Source organism: Dietzia sp. KRD202, from assembly GCF_017168155.1.
Taxonomy (GTDB): Bacteria; Actinomycetota; Actinomycetes; order Mycobacteriales; family Mycobacteriaceae; genus Dietzia; species Dietzia kunjamensis.
In genome coordinates this window covers 328715-355039 of sequence record NZ_JABFAN010000005.1, presented here as the reverse complement: position 1 = coordinate 355039, position 26325 = coordinate 328715, and the positions used below count along the sequence as shown (strand labels likewise).

Below are 26325 nucleotides of genomic sequence, written 5' to 3'. Positions count from 1 at the left end.
AGACCAGGCTCGATGAGCACTACCGCCAGCACGCGGGCCGCTACCGCAAACGACCCCAGATCCCCACCCCGAACACCACCGTCACGATCAACCTGGCAAACGACGGCTCACGACTGACGATCCCACCGATCGCCGCAACCCTCATCGCCGCCTGAATGACTCACAACAGGTTGACAATCACCGCGCTACTCGAATTGGAGTAGCGGATCCGGAAAACGGGTAGCGGATCTGCGGGAACCCGGGAACGCGGGAACGCGGGCAGGTCAGAGGCCGGGGCGCTTGCCGATCGTCAGCGTGACCTCGCCGGTGTGGGCGAAGAAGTCCTCGCCCTTGTCGTCCACCACGATGAAGGCGGGGAAGTCCTCGACGTCGATCTTCCACACCGCCTCCATGCCGAGCTCCTCGTACTCGAGGATCTCCACGTGCTTGATGCAGTCCTGCGCCAGACGCGCGGCCGGACCACCGATCGAGCCCAGGTAGAACCCGCCGTGGGTCGCGCACGCGTCGGTGACCTGCTTGGAGCGGTTGCCCTTGGCGAGCATCACCATGGATCCGCCCGCCGCCTGGAACTGCTCGACGTAGGAGTCCATCCGGCCGGCGGTGGTGGGCCCGAACGACCCCGACGGCATGCCCTCCGGCGTCTTGGCCGGTCCGGCGTAGTAGACGGGGTGGTCCTTGAGGTACTGCGGCATCTCCTCGCCGGCGTCGAGCCGCTCCTTGATCTTGGAGTGCGCGATGTCGCGGGCCACGACCAGCGGACCGGTCAGGGACAGGCGGGTCTTGACCGGGTGCCTGCTCAGCTCGGCGAGGATCTCCGGCATCGGCTTGTTGAGGTCGATCCGCACCGCGGCGCCCTTGCCGGTGCCGGAGATGCCGTCGGTTGCGGCGTCGAGCTCCGCGTCCGTGGTGGTGGGCAGGAACCGGCCCGGGTCGAACTCGAGCTGCTCGAGGAACACGCCCTCCGGGGTGATCTTGGCCTTGGCCTGACGGTCCGCCGAGCAGGACACCGCGATCGCGACGGGCAGCGAGGCGCCGTGGCGGGGCAGGCGGACGACGCGGACGTCGTGGCAGAAGTACTTGCCGCCGAACTGCGCGCCGATCCCGATCTGCTGGGTGAGCTCGAAGACCTTCTCCTCGAGCTCGACGTCACGGAAGCCACGCCCGGTCATCGCACCCTCACGGGGGAGCTCGTCCAGGTAGTGCGCGGAGGCGAGCTTGGCGGTCTTGACCGCGAACTCGGCGGAGGTGCCGCCCACCACGATCGCCAGGTGGTACGGCGGGCACGCGGCGGTGCCGATGGAGCGGATCTTCTCCTCGATGAACTGCATCATCCGCTCGGGATTGAGGATCGCCTTGGTCTCCTGGTACAGGAACGACTTGTTGGCAGATCCGCCACCCTTCGCCATGAAGAGGAACTTGTAGGCGTTCTCGCCGCCCGGGGTGGTGTTGGCGCCGATCTCGATCTGCGCGGGCAGGTTGGAACCGGTGTTCTTCTCGTCCCACATGGTGAGGGGGGCGTTCTGCGAGTAGCGCAGGTTGAGCCGGGTGAAGGCGTCGTACACGCCGCGGGCGACGGCCTGCTCGTCCGGACCGGGCGTGAGAACGTGCTGGCCACGCTCACCCTTGACGATGGCCGTACCGGTGTCCTGGCACATCGGGAGCACGCCGCCCGCGGCGATGTTGGCGTTCTTGAGCAGGTCCAGGGCGACGAACTTGTCGTTGTCGCTGGCCTCGGGGTCGTCGAGGATCTTGGCGACCTGGGCCAGATGGTCACTACGGAGGTAGTGGGAGATGTCGTGCATCGCCGTCTCGGTGAGCAGACGGATGGCCTCGGGGTCCACCCGCAGGAAGGTCATGCCGTCTGGGCCCTCGACCGTCGACACACCCTCGGTGGTGAGGAGGCGGTACTCGGTGGTGTCCTCCCCGACGGGAAGAAGGTCCTCGTAGAGGAAGTCGGCCATCAGGGGCTCCTGGTTCTGGAGGTGGACAAACTTCCCCCAGGATAGTGGCCGGGGTCACGGGGTCAGAATCGGGTGTGGAGGAGGGGGACGAACCGGTACCCGCCGTGCTCGGTCACGTCGATGCCGTCATCGGTACGGCGTACGCGGTGCATCACCCCGGCCCAGGGCGCCACCATGACCCCGTTCGCGGTGAGCTGCTCGACGAGCTCCGAGGGGAGGTCGTCGGCCATCGCGGAGACGAGGATGCGGTCGAACGGGGCGAGGGAGGGAAGTCCCAGTGTCCCGGGCTCGGCGGGGTGGACTCGCACCCACGGTTGACGTATCGCCGCCCGGGAGCGTTCGACCAGCTCGGGGACGAGTTCGACGGCGGACACGGAGGAATCCGGCCCCCCGAGTTCGCCGAGGATCGCCGAGGTCCACCCGCTGCCCGAGCCCACGTCGAGCACCCGCATCCCGGGGAACGGCTCGAGGAGCGAGAGCATCGCCGCGACCGTCGACGGCTGGGAGTTGGTCTGCCCGAACCCGATCGGTAGCGGGGCGTCGAGTTCGTGATCGGCCACGACCTCCGGCGGGAGGAATCGGCGGCGATCCTGCGCGCGCATCGCCTCCGGGATGCTCGGGGTGCTCACCGCGAGACCTCCTCCCCCCGGGGCATGGCGGCGGGGCTGATCGCCCCGCCCGGGCTCTACGCCTCGCCGAGGACGCGCGTCTCGCCCTCGGGGTCGAGGTCGTCGATCTGGTCGTGGGGCTCCTCGGCGACGCCCTTGTCCTCGCGCTCCGCGGCGTCGACGTCGGGGCGCTCGGCTGACAGCTTCTCGTCGAGGGTGTCGTTCTCCTCGACGGGCTTCCACGACTCCGGCGCGTCGACGGTGAGGTCCTCACCGTCGGTCGAGATGGTGTCGGCGTCGAGACCCTCGCTGCCGTCGAGCGTGTTCTCGTCGTAGTCGCCGTCGGTGTCCTGGTCGTACTCGCGTTCGGTGCTCATACCGTCGATTGTGCGTCGTCCGCCGGCCCGTCGCATCCGGTCGCCCCGCACCCCGGGGGAGCCGGAGAGCCACCCGGTACTCGGGGACTGTGGAGCGGACAATGCTTTCCAAGTGAGGTAAGCCATACTTAAGACTTGCCCAGGAGCCGCGAGGGTGTTTAAGGTGAGCCTAACCTACCGAACTAACCTTGGAGTGACATGAAGCGATTCCCCAAGTTCGTCGCAGCGACGGCCGCCATCGCCCTGACCGGTGGCGCACTGACCGCCTGCGGGAGCTCGGATGCACAGTCCGCCGGGAACGAGGGGGAGGGGCCGACCCGCGTCGTGCTCACCAGCCACGCCGCGGCCGATACGCTGGATGAGCTCGATCTCGAGGATCGCGTGGTCGGCCTGGTCAAGACCGGGGTCTTCCCGGAGGCGCTGGACGCCTACGCGAGCGACGAGTACACGGACATCGGCAGCCTCAAGGAGCCGAAGATGGACGTGATCGCCGAACTGGGGCCCGACCTCATCCTGTTCGGCAACCGCACCCGCGCGATGGAGCCCGAGTTCGCCAAGATCTCCGACCAGGTGATCGCCGGCGACCCGGACACCGCCGAGACGATCGCCTCCAACCGCGCCAAGGTGGAGGAGATCGCCGCGCTGTTCGGGGCCGAGGACAAGGCCGCGGACGAGCTCGCCGAGATCGACGAGATGGTCACCGAGACCCGCGCCAAGGCCGAGGGCGCGGGCACGGCGCTGGTGCTCATGACCTCCGGTGGCAAGGTCACGGGGTACGGACCGGGTTCACGCTTCGACCTCATCTTCAACGAACTCGGCATGACGCCCGCCGGTGAGCTCGAGTCCGAGGGCAGCCACGGCGCGCCGCTGAGCTGGGAGCAGATCGCCGAGTTGAACCCCGACCACGTCTTCGTCATCGACCGCGACGCCGCGATCGGTGCCGAGGGCGAGGCGGCCACCGCCCTGCTCGACAACCCGCTGTTCAACCGGACCAACGCCGCGACCAACGACAACGTCCACTTCCTGGACGGCCAGAACTGGTACCTCGTCGGAGGCGGCATCGGCGTCCTCGAGTCGATGATCGACGAGATCGACTCCGCCGTCTCCTGACGGTGGGAGTCCACTTCTCATGACGACGACCCTGGTCGAGCGCCGACCGCAGCGCACCTCGCTGTGGCCGGCGCTCGGCGTCGTCGCGCTCGTGCTCTCGCTCGTCGCGAGCGTGTTCGTCGGCGCGGCCGACATCACCGTGTGGGACGCGCTCACCGGCGGGCTCACCGAGGCGCACCGCGTCTATCTCGTCGAGGCCCGTCTGCCCCGCACCGCCGCCGCCGCCCTCGCGGGGGCGTCGCTGGCGATCGCCGGTCTGCTCATGCAGTTGCTCACCCGCAACCGCTTCGTCGAACCGTCGACCGCGGGGACCGTCGAATCGGCGGGGCTGGGCCTGGTGGTGGTGGCGATCATCGCGCCGGGCGCCCCGATCGTGGCCAAGATGCTCGTGGCCATGGTGTTCGCGCTCGCCGGGACCGCCCTGTTCCTCGCCTGCATCCGTCGTGTCCCCGTCTCGGACTCCTTCGTGGTGCCGCTCATCGGCATCATGCTCGGGTCCGTGATCGGGGCGGTCGCAGCCTTCCTGGCCCTGTCGCGCGACCTTCTCCAGATGCTCAACTCGTGGATGCTCGCCGACTTCTCGGCGGTCCTGGCCGGGCGGTACGAGCTGCTGTGGCTGGTGGCGGTCCTCGGTGTCCTCGCCTACATCGCCGCTGACCGCTTCACCGTGGCGGGCCTGGGTGAGGACGTCTCGACCGGTCTCGGGCTCGACCACAAGACCGTCGTCGCCGTCGGGATGGCGATCGTGGCGGCGGTCGCCGCCGTAGTCGTGGTCACCGTCGGTGCCCTCCCGCTCCTCGGGCTCGTCGTTCCCAACGTCGTCTCACGACTGGTGGGTGACGACGCCCGACGGGGCCTGCCCCTCGTGGCACTGCTCGGGGCGGTCACCGTCCTGATCTGCGACATGGTGGGCCGGTCGCTGCCCGGGCTGTTCGCCGGCGGCGCCCCCGGTGCCGGCGAAATACCCGTCGGGACGATCGTCGGGATCCTCGGCGGCGCCGTGTTCCTGGCCATGATGCTGAGAGGGGTGCGCAATGCCTGAGACCGCCATCCTCGTCGCACCGCCGGAGAGCCTCACCCGGGGGCGGACGAGAGCGGAGGCCGACCGCCGTCGACGGTGGATCGTGACCCTCGTGTGTGCTGTCGCGGCCATCGCGGCGCTCGCCGCACTCGTCCTCTCCGGGTTGCCGGACACCGTCGGTTCGAGGGCGTGGTCCTACTCCCTCGACCGACTGTCGCGCCACGCGGTGGCGATCGTTCTGGTCTCGGTCGCGGTCGGGGTCTCGACGGTGATCTTCCAGACCGTCACCGGCAACCGGATCCTCACGCCGGCGCTGATGGGTTTCGACTCGCTGTACCTGCTCATCCAGACCATGCTCGTGTTCTTCATGATCCCGCGCGATGCCGCCGTCATCGGGGGCCTGACGAGCGGCGGTCTCTCCGGGTTCCTCGGTCAGACCGCGATCATGGTGGTCGCGTCGACCTCGCTGTACCTGTGGCTGCTCGGCGGTCGGAGGACGGACATCCACCTGCTGCTGCTGGTGGGTGTGGTGTTCGGCGTGTTCTTCCGCTCCGCCTCCTCGTTCTTCCAGCGCCTGCTGGACCCGGCTGCCTACCTGCAGATCCAGGACGCCATGTTCGCGAGTTTCCGGGGCGTCCAACTCGACGTGCTCGTGGCGTGCGGGGTCATCGTGGTGGGCGGGCTGGTGGCCGTGGCGATCCTCGGTCGTCGGCTCGACGTGATGCTGCTGGGGCGCGATCCCGCCGTCGCGCTCGGCGTCGACCACCGCCGGGTCACGATCGTGGTCCTGGTGGTGGTCTCCTTCCTGGTGTCCGCCTCCACGGCCCTGATCGGGCCGGTGATGTTCTTCGGGCTCATCGTCGCCAACGCGGCGTACGCCCTGCTCGGCACCACCCTGCACCGGTTCACCCTGCCGGTGGCCTCGCTGCTGGGCGTGATCGCCCTGGCTGGGGGCGAGATGGTCCTCGGCGCCCTCGGCGTCGAGTCCGCCCTGAGCATCGTCATCGAGTTCGCCGGCGGCCTGCTGTTCCTGTTCCTGCTCCTGACCAACCGCGCACGCTGAAAGAGAGGCACATCATGTCCCTTCTCCCGTTCCGACGCCGTGACGACCGATCCGGTGAGAACCGGTGGTCGGCCGGTTGCGGTATCGAGGCGCGGTCGGTGTGTTCGTCCTACGGCGACACCCGGGTCCTGCACGACGTGACCGCGTGCTTCGCGCACGGTGGCGTGACGTCTCTCATCGGGCCCAACGGCGCAGGGAAGTCGACGCTGCTGGGTGTCATGAGCCGGCTCCAGGCGGCGGATTCCGGAACGGTGCTCGTCGACGGCGTCGACGTGTCGGTCAACGGTGGGCGTGAGCTGGCCCGCCGCCTCGCGGTGCTCCGCCAGGAGAACGCCGTCTCCATCCGGCTCACCGTGCGGGAGCTCGTCGGATTCGGCAGGTTTCCGCACAACGGTGGCCGGCCCGGACCGGACGACGCCGAGCACGTCGACTACGCCCTGGGGGCGATGGAACTCGAGGACCTCGCCGACCGGTATCTCGACGAGTTGTCCGGTGGCCAGCGCCAGCGGGCGCACATCGCGATGGTGCTGGCACAGGACACGGACTACGTCCTGCTGGACGAGCCTCTGAACAACCTCGACCTCCGGCACGCCACCTCGATCATGCGGTTGCTGCGTCGCACCGCCGCGGAGCGGGGCAAGACCATCGTGCTCGTCATCCACGACATCAACATCGCCGCCGCGTACTCGGACCGGATCATCGCCATGAAGGACGGGCGGATCGTCTCCGACGGCACCCCGGCCGAGATCATGCGTACCGATGTCCTCAAGGCGGTCTACGACATGGAGATGCAGGTCGCCGAGGTCGCCGGGCGGTACGTGGCCCTGTACTTCGACGGTGAGGACGAGTTGGAGGAGTGTGGCGCGGCGTTGTCCACCGCCTGAGCCCACCGCCTGATCCCACTGCCTGAGCCCACCGCCTGATCCGCCGCGGCCCGATCCGGTCACACGGTGCCGGGCGACCGGTGGGATGACGCCGCAGTCCGGTTAGAGTGTCGTACTCGCATGGGGTGGGTAGTCCCACGCCTGACCGGAGAGGAGACCTCGAATGGCGCCGCTGTCGGTCGTCACCATAGTCCTCGCAGGTGGAGCCGGTTCCCGGCTCCGCGCGCTCACCCGGGACCGGGCCAAGCCGGCCGTCCCCTACGGGGCCGGGTACCAGCTGGTGGACTTCTCCCTGAGCAATGCCGCGAACTCGGGCCTGAGGGATGTCTGGGTGGTGCAGCAGTTCCACCCGGTGTCCCTGGGGTCCCATCTGCGGAGCGGCCGCCCGTGGGATCTCGATCGACTCGACGGCGGGCTGCTGGTGCTGCACCCGTCGCAGGGCACGGGCCGGGACGGGTTCCACTCGGGGACCGCGGACGCACTGTGGAAGCAGATCGAGCCCCTGCGCGAGGCGGCCCCGGACGTCACGGTCGTGGTCAGTGCGGACGCGGTGTACCGCCTCGACTACGACGAGTTGGTCCGTGACCACCTGGACTCGTTCGCCGAGCTCACCATGGTCACCACTCGGGTGGCCCCCGAGGACGCCTCCCGCTACGGCGTGGTCCGGGTGGGCGAGGACGGGGCCGTCACCGAGTACCGCTACAAGCCGGACGATCCGGACGGCGACCTGATCTGCGCGGAGATCTTCGTCTTCAACACGACCGCCCTGATCAGCTACCTCGAGCGGGCTCACGAGGACGTCGTCACCGCCGGCGGCGCGGGGGACCTGGGCGACATCGGGGACAACATCCTGCCCGCCATGGTGGGGGCGGGGCACGCCCGGGAGTGGCGGCACGAGGGGTACTGGCGGGACGTGGGGACCGTCGAGTCCTACTGGGCCGGCCACATGGACCTCCTCGGCGAGTCCCCGGTCCACGAGCTGGATGTCCCGGGGTGGTCCCTGCGGACCGCGTCGGCGTTCAGCGGTCCCGCCCGGACCGGGGAGGCGGCGCAGGTCGTCGGGTCGCTGCTCGGCCACGGCGCGGTGGTCCACGGGACGGTCGAGCATTCCGTCGTGGGGCCCGGGGCGGTCATCGAGGCGGGTGCGAGGGTCCGCGACAGTGTCATCCTGCCGGGTGCCGTGGTCCGGTCCGGTGCGCACGTGGAGACCGCGGTCGTCGATGCCGACGTGGACGTCCCTGTCGACGCGAGGATCGGCGAACGGCAGCCCGGTGCGACCGAGTCGACGGTGCGCGTCGCGCTGTTGGGCAGCGCCCCGGACGGACCCCGTCCGGCCGGGTTCGTGCTCGCCGCTGGCACGCTGGACCCACCCGATGACGACGACGAGGACCGCAGCGTCTGATCTGGTAGCGCTGGCCCACCCGTCGGAACCGGTCGTGGGTCGGCCACCCGGGCCGGGTTCCGGGGCTAGGCTCGGCTCCATGCGATTCGGACTGTTCCTGCCCCAGGGTTGGCGCCTCGACCTGGTCGACGTGCCGGCCGCCCGTCACTGGCCGGTCATCTCCGACCTGGCCGCCCGCGCGGACGCCGGGCCGTGGGAGTCGGTGTGGGTGTACGACCACATGCACACCGCGCCCCTCACCTCGACCGAGGCGACGCACGAGGCATGGAGCCTGATGTCGGCGCTCGGTGCGACCACCTCCCGGGTCCGGCTGGGTCAGATGTGCACGTGCCTCGGATACCGCAACCCGGCATTGCTGGCGAAGATCGCCGCGACGGTCGACCACATCTCCGGCGGCCGGGTGGAGATGGGGATCGGCGCGGGCTGGTACGAGCACGAATGGCGAGCGTACGGCTACGGATTCCCTTCCGCGGGTGAGCGGTTGGCCATGCTCGACGAGGGTGTGCGCATCCTGTCCGAGGCGTGGTCCGACGGTGTGGTCTCACTCGACGGCGAGCACTACCGGGTCGAAGGGGCGATCGTGCAGCCGACGCCTCTGCAGGAGAGCGGCATACCCCTGTGGATCGCGGGCGGGGGCGAGCGCAAGACCCTCCGCACCGCCGCGAGGTACGCGGATTACACCAATTTCGACGGCACCGCCGAGGGCTTCGACCATAAGTCGAAGGTGCTGTTCGGGCACTGTCGGGACATCGGTCGTGACCCGGCGGAAATCACCCGGACCGCGAACTACAACGTGGCGATCGAGGAGACCGAGAAGGACGTCGCGGATCGGCTGGCGTACCTGAAGGACCGGATGGCGACGCACGTCGGTGAGGACGAGGCAGAGCTTCAGCTCGGCGCGTACCGCGGGCTCCCGGCGGTGGGGACGCCGGAGCAGATCGTCGAGAAGCTGACCGAGCTCGAGGCGCTGGGAATGGAGTACGGCATTTTCTACTTCCCCGAGATCGCCACCGACACCTCCGGACTCGAGTTGTTCGAGCGCGAGGTCATCCCGGCCCTGTCCTGAAACCGCCGGGGTGTGTCACCGCACCGCGACGTCCGGAACTACGAGAGCAGGGGTCAGTGACGAGGAACGTCGAGTACGAGGAGCGTCCGGCCGAGACGGTCCTCGACCACATCACGCCGGGGATGCACGTCATCGTGCCCATCCAGAACGCCGCCCCACCCGCGCTGCTGCGGGCGCTGGACGCGGGGGCCGCCGGACTGGACGACGTGACGGTCCACCACATGGACCCCTGGGAGTCGCTGCCGTTCATGGAGGGGGCCTACCCGGGCAGGCTCCGGCATGTCGACTACTTCCTGGGTCGCGGGTCGCGGGAGAACTTCCACCGGGGCCACTGCGACCTCATCCCCGTCGATTTCGCGCAGGTGCCGGCCACGCTGCGCGAGTTCTCTCCTCCCGGTCTGGCGATCGCCACGGTGTCGGAGATCGACGAGCACGGTTTCTTCTCGATGGGCACGAACGCCGACTACGTGGCCTCGTTCATCGGCCAGGTGCCGTTCTTCGTCGAGGTCAACTCCCACATGCCCCGCACCTTCGGGCGCAACCACATCCACATCTCCCAGGTGGTGGGCGTGACCCGTAACGACACCCCGATGATCACCATGGAGGCGCCGCCACCGGGGGAGACGGACAACGCGATAGCGGACGTCATCGCCGAGCGTGTCCCCGACGGGGCCTGTCTCCAACTCGGGGTCGGCAGGTTGCCGAACGCATTCCTGTCCCGGCTGACGGATCACCGTCATCTGGGGATCCACACCGAGGCGTTGTCCGACGGGGTGATGGACCTCGTCGAGGCCGGGGTGATCGACGGGTCGCGCAAGACGGGGCGGCCGTTCAAGCACGTCACCACCTTCGCCCTCGGGTCGCAGCGACTCATGGACTGGCTCCACAACAACCCGTCTGTGGCGATGCTCCCCGTGGATATCGTCAACGACCCGAGGGTGATCGGCCAGGAGCACAATCTCTACTCGATCAACGCGACCAGCGAGGTGGACCTGTTCGGGCAGGCGGCCTCGGAGACCATCGGCGGCCGGTACTGGTCGGGGGCCGGGGGACAGGCGGACTTCGCCCGGGGCTGCACGTTCTCCCCGGGAGGCCACGGGTTCATCGTCACCCCGTCGCAGACCTCCGGGGGCGTCAGCAGGATCTCCCTGTCGCTCACGCCCGGCAGTCCGGTCACCACCCACAAGAACATCATCGAGAACGTCGTCACCGAATTCGGTATCGCGGAGCTGAGGGGCAAGTCGGTCGCCGGGCGGGCCGCGGCGCTGATCGCTGTGGCGCACCCGGATCACCGGGAGCGGCTCAGCCGGGAGGCGCGGGAGGCGGGACTGCTCCCGCGGGCTCACCACTAGTCGCCCCCGGGCGCCGGGCCGGTGCCGCGGGTGCCGGACGGGCGCTTGTCGGGTGCCGGGCGGTTGCCGCCGCAGGCGCGACCGGTGGCACCCGTCTGGGGGCGGGGTTACGTTCCAGACGCAACCCGACCCCTGAAAGGGAGGCAGCTGTGGACCCCATCATCTGGATCATCATCGGGGTGATCGCGCTGATCATCGTGATCGCGCTCATCGCGATGGCCGTCAAGAGCAGCAACCGGAAGAAGCTCACCGAGGCCGCGGAACTGCGGCGCAGCGCACGAGAACGCGAGCAGCAGCTCGAACAGCAGGACGCGGTCGTCCGCGAGCAGGAGCACAGGGCGGGCGCGGCTGAGCAGGAGGCCCGTGCGAAGGCCGCAGAGGCCGACAAGCTCCGGGTGGAGGCCGAGCGGCAGCGCGGCACCGTCGACGAGCAGAAGCATGATGTTCGGCGGATGGAACAGACCGCCGAGAAGCTCGATCCCAAGGGCCGTGCTGATGACCTCGACCGCGGTCGCGACCACGGCGACCGGGGTCTCACGCACGATCGCGACCACGGTGGCGACCGGGGTCTCACGCACGATCGCGACCACGGTGGCGACCGGGGTCTCACGCACGATCGCGACCATGGCGGCGACGGGGGCCTCACCCACGATCGCGACAGGGGCGGTGACCTCACCCATGACCGCGACCGCGGTGGCGACCTCACCCATGATCACGACCGCGGTGCGTTGCGCGGCGACCGGGTCCCCGACGAGGGGCGTGGCCGTGGCACCGACCACGGAGGGATGGCCACCGGGACCGGTATGGGCTCGTCCGCCACTTCCGGGTCCGGTATCGACTCCGGTGACCGGGGCCGCCACGGAGCGGGCGCCGGGGCCGCCGGAGCACCCGGCGCCGGAGTGGGTGACGCCGGCGGGCGTCACGCCCGGACCGACGATGTCCCCGGTGGTTCTGATCCGCAGGCGAGGTCGGGGCACCGGACCGGGACGCCCGGCGACACCGTCGATCCGGACCGTCATCCTGACGACAAGCCGGGCATCGTGGACAAGATGCTGGGCCGGACCCGCGGGGATGAACCCCGCCACTGACCGGAGGAGGCCTCGCGCCTCGGAGCGGCCGCATCGATGAGGGGCCCGTGGGAGGAAGTTCTCCCTCGGGCCCTTCGTGTTGACCCCGTCGGCGGTGCGTCAGGCCGAGACGGCCGCGGATCGACTGTTGAGCCCGCGAGCGCCGAACAACGGGCCGTACAGGATTCCGGCGATCAGGGCGCCGACGATCGGTGCCACCCAGAACAGCCACAGCTGGCCCGGTGCGCCGCCCCCGTTGAAGAACGCCACGGCCGTCGACCGTGCCGGGTTCACCGATGTGTTGGTGATCGGGATGGAGATGAGGTGGATCAGCGTCAGTGTGAGGCCGATGGCCGCGGGCGCGAAGCCGGCGGGGGCCCGGTGATCGGTGGCGCCGAGGATGACCCACACGAAGAGGGCCGTGAGCACGATCTCGATGAGCAGCGCCGAGAGCAGGCCGTAGCCGTCGGGCGAGTTGGCCCCGTAGCCGTTGGCGGCCATGCTGCCGGTGGCCTCGAATCCGTCTTTTCCGCTCGCCACGACGAGGATCAGCGCGCCCGCGACCAGACCCCCGACGACCTGACTGACGATGTAGACGGGCACTTTCGCCCAGGGAAGTCGGCCCGCGACCGCGGCGCCGATGGTCACGGCGGGGTTGAAGTGACCGCCCGAGATGTGGCCGAACGCGTACGCACCCGTGAGGACGGTCAGTCCGAACGCGATCGCGACCCCGAGGTATCCCACGCCGACGGGGACGTCGCCGGTATCGGCGGTGGCGATCTGGACCGCCGCGAACACGGCGGTGCCGCAACCGCCGAGGACCAGCCAGAAGGTGCCGATCAACTCGGCGGCGATGACCGCGATGATGGCCGGGGCGGTAGACGGGGTTGCCGGGGACGAATCAGACATGAGGTGACCTCCGGTCCTGGCCTCCGTGCGAACGGAGGAGCGGGAACTCCGGGCGTGGGTCCCTGCGCGCTACGCTAGCGCGTTCTATCGGCCCCAGAGAGGTTTCCGCCAGCCGGTGTGTGGCAGGGCCGGAAGGGCGGCCCGAGGGGATCAGGGTGCCAAGAGGTGAGGAAGCGCCTGCCCTGCGGTGGCCCGGACGTGGACCGAGACCTCGGAGCCGAGTCCCGAGGGGCCCGGGTTCACCTCGACCACCGGGATCCGGGCGTCGGCGGCGAGCCCGGGTAGTGACGCCGCGGGGTGGACCAGGCCGGAGGTGCCGACGACGAGCACCGCCGCGGCCGAGGTGACCGCGTCGACCGCAGCGTCCCAGGGCCGGCCCGGGAGCATCTCGCCGAACCACACCACGCCCGGTCGGGCGCGCCCGCCACACCGGTCGCAGTTCGGCGGGGTGAGGCGGTCGACGGGCTCGGCGGGAGGAGGGCCGACCTCCATCGGCGCGTCGCAGGTGTCGCAGCGGTGGGCGAACAGACTCCCGTGGACGTGGTGCACCCGGCTCGATCCGGCGCGCTCATGGAGGTCGTCGACGTTCTGCGTGACCACCACCACGTCACGGTGGGCCTGGGCGCGGGCCACCGCGACGTGCCCGGCATTCGGCTTTGCGCCCGAGACCAGGCGCTCGCGCCAGCGGTACCAGGCCCAGACGGTGTCCCGGTCACGTGTCCAGGCCTCCGGCGTGGCCAGTGCGGACGGGTCGTACCGCTCCCACAGGCCGGTCTGGGCATCGCGGAAGGTGGGCACACCACTCTCCGCGCTCATCCCGGCGCCGCTGAGAACGACCAGAGGCCCGTCGCCGGCGAGGGCGAGACGGGCCTCGGTCAGGTCCTGGTCGGCGACGGGGTGGGGCCCGCTACCGTCGGCGGTCACCGGACGAACGCGGTCCCCACCGTGGGGAAGGCGACGCAGTTGGCGGTCCCGCCCTCCTCCAGGTTCGTGGTGACGCCACCCTGCAGGAGCATGAGGACCTGGCCCGGGCCCGTGTCGGCGACACCGTTGACGGTGGCGGGGCCCCCCTCGTTGAGGCCGTTGTACCCGAGGACGGTGGTACCGCGACGGCCGTTGTTGACGTTGAACCAGTCGACGGTCATGGGCTGGGCTTGCTGGGCCGCGACACCCTCGGTGCCCAGGGCGGTGAAGATGAAACCGAGATGGCCGGGGGCGATGCCGGGCAGCGGCAGATCGGCCGGGCCGGGCACGGCGGTCGCGGCACCGACGGCGGTCTGCTCACCGCCGATGCACCGCTGCATGATCGTGGGGTAGGCGAACTGTGCGATGACCGGGCCGTTCTCGGGAATCGGGGTGCCAGGTTCGCCGGTGCCGCGGAAGAACCCGACGGCACGGGCGATGGTGCCCCGGGTCTCCTCGGGGATCCACTGCTGCTCGGCGAGGTTCTCGATCGCCTGGAGCACGGGCTCGGTCGGGCGTCCCAGTTCGTCGAGCGACTGCGCGCTGGCGGTGGCGGGTGCGGCGAGACCGACCGCGACGGCGGCGACGGCCCCGAGACCGATGGTCCGGAACGAGGTCCTGAGCGAGTGGCGGATCACTGGCGAGTCCATTCTTCGGATGGGCGGGCGGACCGGCGGACGGGCCGACCGGTCGACCGCTAGATATTCTCATAAGTGTCCCGAGTCACGGGCACCGGGAGTCGGGCAGATGAGCGATCTGGTGCTGATGTTACAGAAGTTATGGGTGATGTAAATAACACACAGGGCGTCCGCACTGTCGGGGTGGTCTCAGGATGGGGGAATCGTCCGGATCAGCGGGTAAAGTGGATCCGCACGCGCGCTCGACCGGACGCGCCTGTGGATCGCGGCTGACTAGCGCCGTCGATTCCCACCACCAGCCCGGCGGCCCACGAGCCGCCCCGGGCGCCCGTAAGCCTCCGAGGGAGAACCCAGCGTATGGCCTTGACCGAGTTCCGCAACGTCGCAATCGTCGCCCACGTCGACCACGGGAAGACGACACTCGTCGACGCGATGCTGCGCCAGTCCGGCGCGTTCGACGAACGCGCGGAGCTCGTGGACCGGGTCATGGACTCGGGCGACCTCGAGCGTGAGAAGGGCATCACGATCCTCGCCAAGAACACCTCCGTGCGGCGACACGGCGCGGGTGCCGGTGGCGCGGACCTCGTCTTCAACATCATCGACACCCCGGGTCACGCGGACTTCGGCGGCGAGGTCGAGCGTGGCCTGAACATGGTCGACGGCGTCGTCCTGCTCATCGACTCCTCCGAGGGGCCACTACCGCAGACCCGCTTCGTGCTGCGCAAGGCGCTCGCTGCCTCCCTGCCGGTCATCATCGTCGTCAACAAGACCGACCGGCCGGACGCCCGGATCGACGAGGTCGTCGAGGAGGCACAGGACCTGCTGCTGGATCTCGCGGCCGACCTGGAGGACCCCGCCGCCCAGGCCGCCGCCGAGCACGCGCTCGAGCTGCCCGTGGTCTTCGCCTCCGGCCGCGCCGGCAAGGCGTCCACCACCCAGCCGGCCAACGGCCAGGAGCCGGAGGGGGAGAACCTCGACGAGCTGTTCGCCCTGCTCTACGACGTGATCCCCGCCCCGCGCGGGGACGCCGACGCCCCGCTGCAGGCCCACGTCACCAACCTGGACGCCTCCAACTTCCTCGGCCGCATCGGTCTCGTGCGCATCCACAACGGCCGGCTGCGCAAGGGGCAGCAGGTCGCGTGGATCCACAACCTGCCGGGCGGCGAGCAGGAGACCAAGTCCGTCAAGATCTCCGAGCTGCTCAAGACCGACGGTGTCGAGCGGGTGCCCACCGAGGAGGCCGTCGCCGGTGACATCGTCGCGGTCGCCGGCATCAGCGACATCATGATCGGTGACACGCTGGCGGATCCGGAGAACCCGGTCGCCCTCCCGGCCATCACGGTCGACGAGCCCGCCATCTCCATGACCATCGGCGTCAACACCTCGCCCCTGGCCGGCCGGAACGGCGGTAAGAAGCTCACCGCGCGCATGGTCAAGGCGCGCCTCGACCAGGAGCTCGTCGGCAACGTCTCGCTCAAGGTGCTCGACACCGAGCGTCCCGACGACTGGGAGGTGCAGGGTCGTGGCGAGATGGCGCTGTCCATCCTCGTCGAGACCATGCGCCGCGAGGGCTTCGAGCTGACCGTCGGCAAGCCGCAGGTGGTCACCAAGACGATCGACGGCAAGCTCCACGAGCCGTTCGAGCACATGACCATCGACGTCCCCGAGGAGCACCTCGGTGCGGTCACCCAGCTCATGGCCGCCCGCAAGGGCCGCATGGAGCAGATGAGCAACCACGGCTCCGGCTGGGTGCGCATGGAGTTCACCGTCCCCGCACGCGGCCTCATCGGCTTCCGGACGACCTTCATGACCGATACCCGGGGTGCGGGGATCGCCAACTCGTACTCCGCCGGATACGAGCCGTGGGCCGGGGAGATCCGGGCCCGGCACACCGGTTCGCTGGTCGCGGACCGTGCGGGCAAGGCCACCACGTTCGCGCTGCTCGGGCTGGCCGACCGCGGTGACTTCTTCATCGAGCCCGGCTCCGAGGTCTACGAGGGTGTCGTCGTGGGGGAGAACCCGCGCTCGGAGGACATGGACGTCAACATCACCAAGGAGAAGAAGCTCACGAACATGCGTGCGGCCTCCTCCGACGCCACCGAGACGCTGTCCAAGCACAAGAACCTCTCCCTCGAGGAGGCCATGGAGTTCTGTGCCGTCGACGAGTGTGTCGAGGTGGCCCCCGAGGTGGTCCGTGTGCGCAAGGTCCTGCTCACCGCCAACGAGCGGGCCAAGGCCCGCAGCCGGTCCAAGTCGCGCGACCAGCAGACGGTCGGCTAGACCGGAAGTCGATGACGACGAGGGGGGCGTCGGTGCGCCGGCGGGGTGCCGCCGCGGTGTGCGCCGCGCTGGCCCTCGTCGTCGTCACCGGGTGCGTCGCCGACCCGCCCCCACCGGCGGTGGTGGGCGAGGAGCGCACCGACGGCGCGTCGGTCACCCTCACGGATGACGGTCTCCTGCTCGCGCTGAACCGGGTGGACCCGGGCTTCAACCCGCACCTCCTGGCCGACCAGGGCGTGGACACCGACCTCGTGGCCTCGCTGCTGCTGCCCAGCGCGTTCGTCCCGGGCCCCGGTGGCGAACAGACGCTCAACCGGGATCTCCTGGTCTCCGCCGCGCGAGTCCCCGGCGCCCCCTCGACCATCCGGTACACGATCGATCAGCAGGCGCAATGGTCCGACGGTGTCCCCGTCGCGGCGGAGGACTTCGAGTACCTCTGGCGGCAGATGACCAGCCAGCCCGGCGTGGTCGATCCGGCCGGGTACGAGCGGATCGTGGAGGTCCGTTCGGGTGCGGGCGGCAAGGTCGTCGATGTGGAGTTCGACGTCGTGCCGGAGCACTGGCGGAGCCTGTTCACCCACCTGCTCCCCGCGCACATCCTCAAGGGTGCGCCCGACGGATTCCAGGGCTCGATGCAACTCCTGCCGGTGACGAGCGCGGGGCCGTTCATGATCCGCACGGCCGACATCGGCCGGGGGCAGATCGAGTTCGTCCGCAACGACCGGTACTGGGCCAGAGCCCCCGAGGTCGACCAGATCGTCGTGCGACGAGCCACCGGAGCCGCCCAGCTCGGCGCGGCGCTGAGGGGCGGGCCCGGGGTGATGGCGATCGTCTCGGCGAACCCGGTGACGGCGGACGTCGCCGCGACGGTCCCGGGAGTGACCACCGCGCCCCTGGAGAGCGCGGCCCAGCTCGAACTCGGACTGAACACGGTCGCGTCGACGGTGGCCGATCCGGCGGTCCGTCGCGCGGTGGCCGCGGCGATCGACCCCGAGGTGGTCGGGCGCATCGTCACGCGGGAGGCCGACCCGTCCGTGTCGTCCTTCCCGTTCCCCCCGGGGTCGGGCGACACCGTCACCGCCGACGCGGACGCCGTCGAGCGCGCACTCGGCGACGCCGGCTTCACCCGAACGGGCACCCGATGGCGACGTGACGGGACCCCACTTGCCGTGACCCTGGGGGTCGAGGGTGCGGACGAGCGGGCCGTGACCGCCGCCTACACCGTCGCCGACCAACTGCGCTCTGCGGGGATCGGTGCCCGGGTGTGGGAGCTGGACGCGACCGCCCTGTACGGGGACGCACTCCCGCACGGGCTCGTCGACGGCGTCGTGGGCTGGCAGCGGACCGACGGACGGCCCGAGGTCGCCGCGGTCTCGCGCTTCGCCTGCGGGACCCGACCGGCCGCCACCGGGACGAGGACCGCAACCCCGTCCCGCACGCCGACCACCGTGTCGAGCCTCATCCCGCCCGACCCGGACACGGGGGAGACCCCCGACCGACGGACGAGTGCCACCACCACCGTCACCACCACGCCCACCACTCCCTCGCGCACACTCGGCCGCGGTGCGGCCGCGCGGGCCGGCGACGTCACCGGAGTCTGTGACCCCGAGATCAATCGGGCGCTCGGCGTGGCGGAGCCGGGAGGATCATCCGGTCAGGGCGCCCCGCCCGCCCCGGGTGCCGCGGTCGATCTCGCCGCCGCGGGCGACAGGGTCGCCGAGCTGGCCCTGCGGGTGCCACTCGTGCGGCCGGATACCGCACCCGCCTGGAAGAGGACCGGATGACACCGACCACCGCGACCCCGACCACCGCGACCCCGCCCGCCGACGGCGTGCGCGCCCTGTTCGTCCACGCCCACCCCGACGACGAGGCGATCACCACCGGCGGCACGATCGCCGCGCTGGTCGCCGCCGGTGGCGACGTCCGTGTCGTCACCTGCACGCTCGGCGAGGAGGGCGAGGTGCTCGGCGAGGAGTTCGCCGGCCTCGTCGCGGACCGCGCCGACCAACTCGGGGGGTACCGGATCGGCGAACTGGCGGGCGCCCTGCGCGCCCTCGGGGTCGACCGCACCCGCTTCCTCGGCGGCGCCGGCCGGTGGCGCGACTCGGGGATGGCGGGGACGCCGTCGGCCGATCACCCGCGTGCGTTTGTGCGGTCGGGCAGGGAGGCGGTGGACGAGGTGGTGGCCGTCCTCGACGACTTCAGGCCCCATCTCGTGGTGACCTACGACCCGCGGGGAGGCTACGGCCACCCCGACCACATCCGGGCCCACGAGGTGGTGCACGCCGCCATCGAGGACGCCGCCCACCGGCCGGCCCGCGTGGCCTGGACGGTCACCGCGCGGTCGGAGACCACCCGGACCCACCCTGCGCCGCCCGCGCACCTGCGGCACCCGCAGGAGGACGAACTGCCGTCCGTCCCGGACTCGAGGCTGACCCACCGCGTCCCGCTGGACGACGCCGACTACGCCGCCAAACTGGCCGCCCTGACCGGACACGCCACCCAGCTCGAGCTGGTGCCCGGCCCCGAGGGGGAGCCCTGGTTCCTCGCGCTGACCAACGGGGTCCTGCAGTCCGTGCCCCAGGTGGAGTGGTACATCGCCCGTGACCGCGCCGAGGACGACGGCCCGTACGTCAAGTGCCCGGCCGGGTCCGCGCACCTGCTCGACGGGCTGGGCGGGCAGCGACCGTGACAGCCGCGGCCCCGCGCGGGCGGGCGGCCTCCGTGGTCGAGTTGGCGGCCGCGCTGGTGTTCCTCGCGATCGGCTCGGTTGCCGGCTGCGTCCTCGCCTCGGCGTGGCTGACGATGTACGTCGGGCTCGTGCCGGTCCCGATCAGCGTCCTCGCCGCCGGGGCGTGGTCGCTGTTCCTGGTGCGGGTCGGGTCGATGTGGTCGCAGCGGAAGATCGTGGCGGCGTTCCCCGCCCTCGTCTGGATCCTCACGTTGGTCGCGATCAACCTGGGCCCCGGGGGAGACATGCCCGTGCCGATCGGACTGCGCGGGCTCGCGCTCCTGGTGTTCGGGGGCCTGGTCCCGCTGTGGATGGCCACCCTGTGGCCGTCACCCGCGTCGGACGCCCATCGACGGTGAGACACGGCCGCCGGGTTCTCCGGTGTGGTGCCACACGTCGGTGATTCCCGGCGTCAGCGCCTCGGCGAGCGCCCACGCCTCGTCGGCGTCGATGTCGACCACCGAGTAGACGCCGTTCCCGGCCGGGGTGGCCGCGGAGACCGTCGCGACGCGCGCCGTCCGCTGGAACACCGACTGCGTGACGGTCCAGCCGATGATCCCGTCCGCTTCGAGAACCGACCGCTTGGCGGTCCACGACCCGTTCGAGGTCACCAACATCTCCGGAAGAAGCGCGTGCCCGAGCATGCGGATACGGTCCACCGACAGCAGCACGAAGAACACCAGGGCGGCGGGGATGCCCCAGCGCACCCAGATGTCCGCCGACGGGCCCGAGTCGATCCGCACCAGCACGATGATCCCGGCGACGATCCAGAACGGGAGCAGGCCCCGGGTGATCCGCCGACGGGACGCCTTCCACGGGTGCCGCCGCAGCGGGACGGTCACCGGCGTCTCGTCTCCGAGGATGCGGATCGCCACCCGGCGCACGTCCGCGATCGGCGCCTGCGGCAGCAGGGTGGACGCGGTGGCGCCCTTCTTGGTGCCCGTCATGATGGGTTCCAGCCGGCCTCCGCCGAGCATCCGCAGGTAGACCGGCAGCCGCATCTCGACGCCGCGCAACCGCGCCTTGTCGAGGGCGATGTGCTTGCGCCGCAGGATGCCGTTCTGGACGTAGAGCAGCTGGCCCCGGTCGGTCAGCGCGTACTTGCCGTAACGGATGGCGTAGGTGATGATCGCCAGCACGCCGGCGACCAGCCAGATCGCGACCCCCTTGCCGACGAACGCCCAGGGCTGACCCAGTGAATCCAGCCAGTCGATGGTCCCCTCGACCACCGCCAGGTCCATGATGCGGTCGTGCATGTCGCCCATCTGCCAGGTGATGAGCCACAGGGAGAACAGCACGCCGAACCCGATGAAGGAGAACGGCGCGAACCGCGACCAGGTGACCTTCCACCGGGCGATGTCCTCGCCGTATTTCGATCCCCACTGCTCCTCGTCCTCCACGTCGAGCGAGGGGTCCATGGCACGTCGGTGCTTGAGGAGCTCGTCACGCAGCGGCTCGACGAGTGTGGTGTCGATGGCGTCGAGGCGGAACCGCTCGGCATCCGACTTCCCGGAGTCGGCCCGCCCGGTCCCCACCTCCACGATCGAGACCTTCAGGACCCGGTGGAACAGGTCGGACTCGGTGTCCACGCTCCGGATGCGCTGACGGGCGACCGTGACCACCTGGCGGCTGAAGAAGCCCTTCTTCAGGATGATGTGGGTGCGGCCGACCTGATAGCTGGTCGACAGCCACCGCAGGACGCCGCTGAGGATCACCAGCGAGACCACGACGATCTCGAACCAGTAGTTGCTGCGGTTGGAGCCCAGCCACAGGGAGATGAGGAACAGCGGGAGCAGGCGCGTGAGCATGCCCAGCGGGTACACGAGCAGCATTCGCCACGACAGGCGCTCCCAGGGGGCCTCCGGGTCGATCTTCTCGGCGACGGCGGGTTCGTCGGCCGAGAGGACCTCTTCCGCCGGTTCGGCTTCCGGAGCCGGGGCGGTGCCAGCGGAGGTGACGCCCTCGTCGTCGTCGTCGTCCGACCCCGCCGTCACCCCGGGCGCCGTCTCGGGCCCGGTCACGTCCCGTCCTCCGAGTCCAGGTTGGCGATCGCGATGAGGTGCTGGGCCAGCGCCTCGGCGTCGGCCAGGTTGAGCCCCCGGATCTCCACCGTGCCCTGGGCGGACGCGGTGGAGGCGTTGACGGTCGCCAGGCCGAACCACCGCTCGAACAGGGTGCGCGTCGTGTACACGGTCTGCAGACGGGCCAGCGGCGCGATGCGGAACTGGGTGGTCCACCACCCCTTGCGTGAGCACACCGCCGTGTCCGAGACGTCCCACCGGGCCACGATGTATCGCCACCACGGCGCCACGACGATGCCCATGAACGCGAACGGCACCGTCACCGCCAGCGCCACCCAGTTCCAGAACGCCATGACGTTGTCGCCCCAGAAGTACCAGCCGACCTGCAGGCCCGCGAGGACCGCCCAGGACCAGATTCCCTCGATCACGAAGAGGAACGGTGTGCGCTTCTCGATCCGGTGCCGCGGCGCGGTGACCAGCACCCGGTTGTTCGTCAGCAGTGCATCGCCGGTGTCCGGCAGTTCGCCGCCCGCGTCCCGCTCGTCGAGCGCCGGGCGCGGTGCGCGGAGAGCGTGCGCACCCCCGTCGGCTGCGGCCGGGCTGGACACCAGGGGGTCCCCGTTCGTGCGGAGGGGGACTGCGTGATCGGGCATGACGGTAAGACTAGTGGGAGGGAGCGCGCGTCAGGCCCCTGACCACCCGTGGAGCACCGGCTGCTCGCCACGCACGCGAGGTGGGGCATCATCACGGGCATGGATCACGCACCGAACCCCGCCGATCCCCGGCCCACGGCGTCGGCCATGCGGCGCGCCCTGCGCCGGGCCTCCGACGGGCTCACCCTGGACGTCACCGAGGCGGCGGTGCTGCTCGCCGCGCGGGGCGAGGACCTGGCGCGGCTGACCTCTCTCGCCGCCGGCCGCCGGGACGCCCGCCTCGTCGACGAGGGGCGCCCCGGGGTGGTGACGTACTCCCGCAAGGTGTTCGTCCCGCTGACCCGCCTGTGCCGGGACCGCTGCCACTACTGCACGTTCGTCACCGTCCCAGGCAAGCTCCGGGCGGCGGGCGAGGGTATGTTCCTCGACCCCGACGAGGTCATCGACCTGTGCCGCCGCGGCGCGGAGGCCGGGTGCAAGGAGGCCCTGTTCACGCTCGGCGACCGTCCGGAGGACCGGTGGCCCGAGGCCCGGGAATGGCTCGAGTCCCGCGGCTTTTCCTCGACGCTGGACTACGTGCGCGCGATGGCGATCCGGGTGCTCGAGGAGACCGGGCTGCTGCCGCACCTCAACCCGGGCGTGATGAGCTGGTCCGAACTGTCCACCCTCAAGCCGGTCGCCCCGTCGATGGGCATGATGCTCGAGACCACCGCGAGCCGGTTGTTCACCACCCCGGGCGAGTGCCACCACGGCAGTCCGGACAAGGACCCGGCCGTCCGCCTGCGCACCCTCACCGACGCGGGTCGCCTCGCCGTGCCGTTCACCACCGGGATCCTCGTGGGGATCGGCGAGAACCGCACCGAGCGCGCCGAGAGCCTGCTCGCGCTGGCCGGGCTCGCCCGCGAGTTCGGTCACCTGCAGGAGGTGATCGTCCAGAACTTCCGCGCCAAGCCGGACACCGCGATGCGCGCCGCGGACGACGCGGACACCGACGAGTTCCTCGCCGCGATCGCCGTCGCCCGACTGGTGCTCGACCCGCGCGTGGCGGTGCAGGCCCCGCCCAACCTCGTCGACCGCGACGACGTGCTGGCCCTGATCGACGCCGGTGTGGACGATCTGGGCGGCATCTCTCCGCTCACCCCGGACCACGTCAACCCCGAGCGGCCGTGGCCGCACCTCGACGAGCTCACCGCCGACCTCGCCGCGCGTGGGTGGACGCTCACCGAACGACTCACCGCGCATCCCCGCTACGTCGGTGCGGGAGACGCGTGGATCGACCCACGGGTGGCGGGCCACGTCCGTGCGCTGGCGGACCCGTCGAGCGGGCTCGCCGTGGTGGGGGACGACGACGAGGTGGTGCAGCCGCAGGGACGGCCGTGGCAGGAGCCCGACGACGACTGGGACTCGAGCGGACGGACCGATCTGCACACGGCGATCGACTCCGAGGGCCGCAATACCGACACCCGGTCGGACATCGGCGAGGCCTTCGGCAACTGGGACGTCATCCGGGCCCGCGCGGCGGAGCTGGGGGCCGCGGCGCTGGTCCCCGAGCGGGCCGACGCCGAGGTCGTGGCCGCGCTGCGCGCAGCCGAGGCGGACCCCGCCGGCCTCACCGATGAGCAGTATCTCGCGCTGGCGACCGCCACCGGGGACGGCCTGGCCGCCGTCGCGGGGCTCGCCGACCGGATCCGCGCCGACGTGGTGGGGGACACCGTCACCTACGTCGTCAACCGGAACATCAACTTCTCCAACATCTGCTACACCGGATGCCGCTTCTGCGCCTTCGCCCAGCGCAAGGGCGACGCCGACGCGTTCTCGCTCTCCGCGGCCGAGGTCGCCGACCGCGCGTACGAGGCGTACGTCTCCGGCGCATCCGAGGTGTGCATGCAGGGCGGCATCGACCCGGACCTGCCGGTGTCCGGGTACGCCGACCTGGTCCGCGCGGTCAAGGAGCGGGTGCCGTCCATGCACGTGCACGCGTTCAGCCCCATGGAGATCTCCAACGGCGCCTCGCGATCGGGCGTGGGGGTCCGGGAGTGGCTCACCGAGCTCCGTGCGGCGGGGCTGGACACCATCCCCGGTACCGCGGCGGAGATCCTCGACGACGAAGTGCGCTGGGTGCTCACCAAGGGCAAACTCCCCGCTTCCGAGTGGATCGACATCGTCACCACCGCCCACGAGGTGGGGCTGCGGTCGAGTTCGACGATGATGTACGGCCACGTGGACACCCCGCGCCACTGGGTGGCCCACCTGCGGACCCTCCGTGGGATCCAGGAACGCACGGGCGGCTTCACCGAGTTCGTCCCGCTGCCCTTCGTGCACCGCAGCGCGCCGCTGTACCTGGCCGGCGCCTCACGGCCCGGTCCGACCCGGGAGGAGAACGTCGCGGTCCACGCCCTGGCCCGCATCATGCTGCACGGGGCGATCGACCACGTGCAGACGAGCTGGGTCAAGCTCGGGGTCGCGGGGACGCGGACCATGTTGCGATCCGGCGCCGACGACCTGGGCGGGACCCTGATGGAGGAGACCATCTCGCGGATGGCCGGCGCCGAGAACGGCTCGGCCAAGACCCCGGAGGAGATCGAGGAGATCGCCACCGGGATCGGACGCCCGGTCCGCCGTCGTGACACCGTCTACGGACCCGCCCACCGACCCGTCGGGGTGACCGTCGTCACATAGGTCGATCGTCTCGCGGGGCGGCTTCCGCATCCGCGTGGCCTGTGACATACGATTCAGGTCATACCGCTACGAGGAAGGTGGCTGACGTGACCTACACGATCGCAGAGCCGTGCGTCGACGTGATGGACAAGTCCTGCGTCGAGGAGTGTCCTGTCGACTGCATCTACGAGGGTGGACGGATGTTGTACATCCACCCGGACGAGTGCGTCGACTGCGGGGCGTGTGAGCCGGTCTGCCCCGTGGAGGCCATCTTCTACGAGGACGACGTCCCGGACGAGTGGACCGAGTACAACGCCGCGAACGCGGACTTCTTCGTCGAGCTCGGATCGCCGGGCGGCGCGGCCAAGGTCGGCAAGGTCGATTACGACCACCCGATGGTCAAGGCGCTCCCGCCCATGAACCAGGAGTGACCCCGGTGGTGTCGCGCCCGGAGCGTCGACCGCCCGGGCGCGCGCTCCCGGTGTTCCCCTGGGACACCCTCTCGGACGCCCGCTCGCGCGCCTCCGCCCACCCGGACGGTCTCGTCGACCTCACCGTCGGCACGCCCGTGGACCCGGTCGCCCCGGTGATCCGCGAGGCGCTCGCCGCAGGCTCGGATTGGCCCGGGTACCCCACGACCGTCGGCACCCCCGATCTGCGGCGGGCCGCGGTCGACGCGCTCGAGCGCCGGTACGGCATCACGGGGCTCACTCCCGACGCCGTGCTACCGGCGATCGGCACAAAAGAACTCATCGCGGGCCTGCCCGCCCAGCTCGGACTGGGGCCGGGCCACACGGTCGTCGTGCCCGAGGTCGCCTACCCGACCTATGAGGTCGGCGCACTGCTGGCGGGGGCCACGGTGGTTCGCGCCGACTCGCTCATGCAGCTCGGCCCGTCCTCGCCGACGTTGCTGTACCTCAACTCGCCGTCGAACCCGAGCGGCAAGGTGCTCGGCGTGGACCACCTGCGCAAGGTGGTCGGCTGGGCCCGCGACCGCGGCGTGATCGTCGCCTCCGACGAGTGCTACCTCGGACTGGTGTGGGAGGGCGAGGCTCCCTCGATCCTCGATCCGCGTGTCTGCGACGGCGACCACACCGGTCTCCTCGCACTGCACTCGCTGTCCAAGACCTCCAACCTCGCGTCGTACCGCGCCGGGTTCGTCGCCGGTGACCCCGGCCTGGTCGCCGAGCTTCTCGAGGTGCGCAAGCACGCCGGGATGATGATGCCGCTGCCCGTCCAGTCGGCCATGACGGCCGCCCTGGGCGATGACGCCCACGAGGCCGAGCAGCGTGAGCGGTACCGGGCCCGCCGTGCACGCCTGCTGCCCGCGGTCGAGGCGGCCGGGTTCCGGATCGATCACTCAGAGGCCGGCCTGTACCTGTGGGCCAGCCGCGACGAGGCCTGCCGCGACACTGTGGACTGGTTCGCCGAGCGCGGCGTGCTGGTCGCGCCGGGCGAGTTCTACGGACCCGCCGGGGCGCGACACGTCCGCATCGCGCTCACCGCTACCGACGCGACGGTGGACGAGGCCGTGCGCCGACTGGGCTGAGCAGGCCGCCCG

The 26325-nt window shown here is 70.6% G+C and carries 23 protein-coding genes; 15 read left to right on the top strand and 8 right to left on the bottom strand.

What is annotated here, in order from left to right:
* Positions 1-263: 263 nt before the first annotated feature.
* The 3 genes from J1M64_RS02425 to J1M64_RS02415 form a co-directional block, all read right to left on the bottom strand.
* Entirely contained in the window at positions 264-1961 is a 1698-nt protein-coding gene (locus tag J1M64_RS02425; RefSeq protein ID WP_154827938.1) for a fumarate hydratase, read from the bottom strand.
* Between the two features lie 62 nt (positions 1962-2023).
* Entirely contained in the window at positions 2024-2590 is a 567-nt protein-coding gene (locus J1M64_RS02420; RefSeq protein WP_256819740.1) for a protein-L-isoaspartate O-methyltransferase, read from the bottom strand.
* A 56-nt stretch (positions 2591-2646) separates the two neighbouring features.
* Positions 2647-2946, bottom strand: coding sequence for a hypothetical protein (locus J1M64_RS02415; RefSeq protein WP_096905216.1), 300 nt, complete (start codon positions 2944-2946; stop codon positions 2647-2649).
* Positions 2947-3144: 198 nt separating this feature from the next.
* On the opposite strand from J1M64_RS02415, the gene J1M64_RS02410 reads away from it, so the two are divergent.
* From J1M64_RS02410 to J1M64_RS02375, 8 genes are all read left to right on the top strand, one after another.
* Positions 3145-4056 (top strand): siderophore ABC transporter substrate-binding protein, encoded by a 912-nt coding sequence (locus J1M64_RS02410; protein ID WP_206472457.1) that lies wholly within the window; start codon positions 3145-3147, stop codon positions 4054-4056.
* A gap of 19 nt (positions 4057-4075) precedes the next feature.
* Positions 4076-5098, top strand: coding sequence for an ABC transporter permease (locus tag J1M64_RS02405; protein ID WP_206472455.1), 1023 nt, complete (start codon positions 4076-4078; stop codon positions 5096-5098).
* Positions 5091-6140: an iron chelate uptake ABC transporter family permease subunit gene (locus tag J1M64_RS02400; protein ID WP_119191763.1), complete on the top strand. Its 1050-nt coding sequence runs from the start codon at positions 5091-5093 to the stop codon at positions 6138-6140. The genes J1M64_RS02405 and J1M64_RS02400 overlap by 8 nt, the downstream gene beginning before the upstream one ends.
* Positions 6141-6154: 14 nt before the next feature.
* Positions 6155-7024 carry an ABC transporter ATP-binding protein gene (locus J1M64_RS02395; protein WP_082924023.1) on the top strand — a complete coding sequence of 290 codons (870 nt, stop codon included), beginning with the start codon at positions 6155-6157 and terminating at the stop codon, positions 7022-7024.
* Between the two features lie 163 nt (positions 7025-7187).
* Complete coding sequence (locus J1M64_RS02390; protein ID WP_163375967.1) at positions 7188-8426, top strand: glucose-1-phosphate adenylyltransferase family protein; 1239 nt, start codon at positions 7188-7190, stop codon at positions 8424-8426.
* 79 nt (positions 8427-8505) lie between these two features.
* Positions 8506-9492 carry a TIGR03560 family F420-dependent LLM class oxidoreductase gene (locus tag J1M64_RS02385; protein ID WP_206472453.1) on the top strand — a complete coding sequence of 329 codons (987 nt, stop codon included), beginning with the start codon at positions 8506-8508 and terminating at the stop codon, positions 9490-9492.
* A gap of 122 nt (positions 9493-9614) precedes the next feature.
* The gene (locus tag J1M64_RS02380; protein ID WP_120284354.1) at positions 9615-10844 is read left to right on the top strand and encodes an acetyl-CoA hydrolase/transferase family protein; all 1230 of its coding nucleotides are present in this window, start codon (positions 9615-9617) and stop codon (positions 10842-10844) included.
* 149 nt (positions 10845-10993) lie between these two features.
* A complete protein-coding gene (locus J1M64_RS02375; RefSeq protein ID WP_206472451.1) occupies positions 10994-11932 on the top strand; it encodes a hypothetical protein in 939 nt (312 codons plus the stop codon).
* Between the two features lie 99 nt (positions 11933-12031).
* Here J1M64_RS02375 and aqpZ read toward each other — a convergent pair whose 3' ends face one another.
* From aqpZ to J1M64_RS02360, 3 genes are all read right to left on the bottom strand, one after another.
* Positions 12032-12820 (bottom strand): aquaporin Z, encoded by a 789-nt coding sequence (gene aqpZ, locus J1M64_RS02370; protein WP_206472448.1) that lies wholly within the window; start codon positions 12818-12820, stop codon positions 12032-12034.
* A 150-nt stretch (positions 12821-12970) separates the two neighbouring features.
* Positions 12971-13744 carry an NAD-dependent deacylase gene (locus tag J1M64_RS02365; RefSeq protein ID WP_206472446.1) on the bottom strand — a complete coding sequence of 258 codons (774 nt, stop codon included), beginning with the start codon at positions 13742-13744 and terminating at the stop codon, positions 12971-12973.
* On the bottom strand, positions 13741-14421 hold the full coding sequence (locus J1M64_RS02360) for a hypothetical protein (RefSeq protein WP_206472668.1): 681 nt from the start codon (positions 14419-14421) through the stop codon (positions 13741-13743). Before J1M64_RS02360 ends, J1M64_RS02365 begins: the two co-directional genes overlap by 4 nt.
* Positions 14422-14778: 357 nt before the next feature.
* Here J1M64_RS02360 and typA point away from each other — a divergent pair, with 357 nt between their 5' ends.
* From typA to J1M64_RS02340, 4 genes are read left to right on the top strand one after another with little or no spacing between them, the layout of a single operon-like run.
* Positions 14779-16701, top strand: coding sequence for a translational GTPase TypA (typA, locus tag J1M64_RS02355; RefSeq protein WP_067718464.1), 1923 nt, complete (start codon positions 14779-14781; stop codon positions 16699-16701).
* A gap of 11 nt (positions 16702-16712) precedes the next feature.
* Positions 16713-18485, top strand: a complete 1773-nt coding sequence (locus J1M64_RS02350) for an ABC transporter family substrate-binding protein (RefSeq protein ID WP_206472444.1) — start codon at positions 16713-16715, stop codon at positions 18483-18485.
* Entirely contained in the window at positions 18482-19393 is a 912-nt protein-coding gene (gene mshB / locus J1M64_RS02345; protein ID WP_206472442.1) for an N-acetyl-1-D-myo-inositol-2-amino-2-deoxy-alpha-D-glucopyranoside deacetylase, read from the top strand. The genes J1M64_RS02350 and mshB overlap by 4 nt, the downstream gene beginning before the upstream one ends.
* Positions 19390-19791, top strand: coding sequence for a hypothetical protein (locus tag J1M64_RS02340; protein ID WP_206472439.1), 402 nt, complete (start codon positions 19390-19392; stop codon positions 19789-19791). The genes mshB and J1M64_RS02340 overlap by 4 nt, the downstream gene beginning before the upstream one ends.
* Here J1M64_RS02340 and J1M64_RS02335 read toward each other — a convergent pair.
* Together J1M64_RS02335 and J1M64_RS02330 are read right to left on the bottom strand one after the other, a co-directional pair.
* Positions 19762-21453 carry a PH domain-containing protein gene (locus tag J1M64_RS02335; RefSeq protein WP_206472437.1) on the bottom strand — a complete coding sequence of 564 codons (1692 nt, stop codon included), beginning with the start codon at positions 21451-21453 and terminating at the stop codon, positions 19762-19764. The two genes, J1M64_RS02340 and J1M64_RS02335, sit on opposite strands and share 30 nt — an antisense overlap.
* The gene (locus J1M64_RS02330) at positions 21450-22106 is read right to left on the bottom strand and encodes a PH domain-containing protein (protein WP_206472430.1); all 657 of its coding nucleotides are present in this window, start codon (positions 22104-22106) and stop codon (positions 21450-21452) included. The genes J1M64_RS02335 and J1M64_RS02330 overlap by 4 nt, the downstream gene beginning before the upstream one ends.
* A gap of 99 nt (positions 22107-22205) precedes the next feature.
* Between J1M64_RS02330 and J1M64_RS02325 the strand changes: the two genes are divergently transcribed.
* From J1M64_RS02325 to dapC, 3 genes are all read left to right on the top strand, one after another.
* Positions 22206-24785: a bifunctional FO biosynthesis protein CofGH gene (locus tag J1M64_RS02325; protein ID WP_206472421.1), complete on the top strand. Its 2580-nt coding sequence runs from the start codon at positions 22206-22208 to the stop codon at positions 24783-24785.
* Between the two features lie 86 nt (positions 24786-24871).
* Complete coding sequence (gene fdxA, locus J1M64_RS02320) at positions 24872-25195, top strand: ferredoxin (protein ID WP_067718452.1); 324 nt, start codon at positions 24872-24874, stop codon at positions 25193-25195.
* A gap of 5 nt (positions 25196-25200) precedes the next feature.
* Positions 25201-26313 (top strand): succinyldiaminopimelate transaminase, encoded by a 1113-nt coding sequence (dapC, locus tag J1M64_RS02315; RefSeq protein ID WP_206472419.1) that lies wholly within the window; start codon positions 25201-25203, stop codon positions 26311-26313.
* The last annotated feature ends 12 nt before the right edge of the window (positions 26314-26325 follow it).